Source organism: Actinoallomurus sp. NPDC050550 (assembly GCF_040655075.1).
GTDB lineage: Bacteria > Actinomycetota > Actinomycetes > Streptosporangiales > Streptosporangiaceae > Actinoallomurus.
The window spans coordinates 1-1513 of sequence record NZ_JBFAJC010000144.1 but is presented as its reverse complement, the minus strand read 5'-3'; the positions used below and the strand labels follow the sequence as shown (position 1 = coordinate 1513).

The window sequence follows — 1513 nt, the reverse complement described above, 5'->3', positions numbered from 1 at the left end:
CTGATCAACCCCACCCGGCCCGGCGAGTACAACCTCACACCCTTCACCGGCCCGAACCCGGCCGACCCGCCCACCCTCACCCCCGACCTTCAGACAACGCAAAACCCCGGCACCACCGACACACCCAACCCCGGTGCCCTCCCGGACCTGGGCACCGAAGCCCGCGCACTGATCATCACACCCGACGGCCACCCCCACACCCCCACCCCAACCCCCGCCCCCACCGCACGGGCCCTGACCGACCCCACCCACCCCCACACCGGCGCCCCAAGAAAACGGGGACCAGACACCTGGAACGCACCCACACCCCACGAGTTCTACGCTTTGGGCGCTAGGCCCACCGACCAGCAGCTACAGCAGTTCGCTCAGATGGCACGCCAGGCGGGCGTGAGCAACGGCGGCGTCTTCGCGGCTGGTCTGGCCGCCGCCGGCTGGATGGACCTAGGGCAAGGGTACGCCAGGGCCTGGGCGGCGTGGAACGCTGTCCCGCCGCCGGCCCCGGCGGAACCCTCGGCGGAGGTCCCCGCATGGGTGACCCGGCCCCCCCTGCACGGCACTACGCCCGACGACGAGCAGCTGAAGGAGTTCGCGCGTGCCGCACGCCAGGCGCGCGTAAGCAGCGGCAAGGTCTTCGTGGCTGGTCTTACTGCCGCCGGCTGGGGCGGCCTAGGGACCAAGTACGCCAGGGCCTGGGACGCGTGGAGACCTGTCACGGAAGCGGACCCGGCGGCGGCCCCGGCGGCGCCCCCGGCGGCGGCCCCGGCGGCGGCCCCGGCGGCGCCCCCCGCATGGACGACCCTGCCCCCCGAGCACGACGCCACGCCCACCGACCAGCAGCTGCGGGATTTCGCTCGTGCCGCGCGCGAGGCGCGCGTAAGAAACCGCGACGACTTCGTGGCTGGTCTGGCCGCCGCCGGCTGGAGGGAACTAGGGCACAGGTCCGTCAGGGCCCGGGAGGCGTGGAACGCTGTCCCGGAAGCGGCCCCGGCGGCCCCGGCGGAGGTCCCCGCATGGGTGACCCTGCCCCCCCGGCGTGGCGCTAGGCCCACCGACCAGCAGTTGGAGGAGTTCGCGCGTGCCGCACGCCAGGCGGGCGTAAGAAACGGCTACGGCTTCGCGGCCGATCTTATCCGCGCTGGCTGGAGGGATCTAGGGAACGGATACACCAGGGCCCGGGGGGTGTGGAACGCTGTCCCAGCGGCGGCCCCGGCGGAGGTCCCCGCATGGGTGACCCTGCCCCCCCAGCGCCGCGCTAAGCCCACCGACCAGCAGCTGCGGGAGTTCGCGCGTGCCGCACGCGAGGCAGGCGTAAGCGACGGCAAGGTCTTCGAGGCTGGTCTTGCCGCCGCCGGCTGGGGGGGCCTAGGGACCAGGTACGCCAAGGCCTGGGCGGCGTGGAACGCTGTCAAGAAAGAGGTCCCCCTCGGGCACGGCGCCACGCCGACCGACCGGCAGGGCGAGGTCATCATGCCGGACAGGCCGCCGCGTCCGGGAACGGCGTTCAGCCCGCCGA

General features: G+C 73.6%; 1 protein-coding gene. It reads left to right on the top strand.

Annotated elements, in window-relative coordinates:
• Positions 1–1513, top strand: a 1513-nt coding sequence (locus AB0I04_RS55110; protein ID WP_360905060.1) for a hypothetical protein, incomplete at both ends; no start/stop codon positions are given.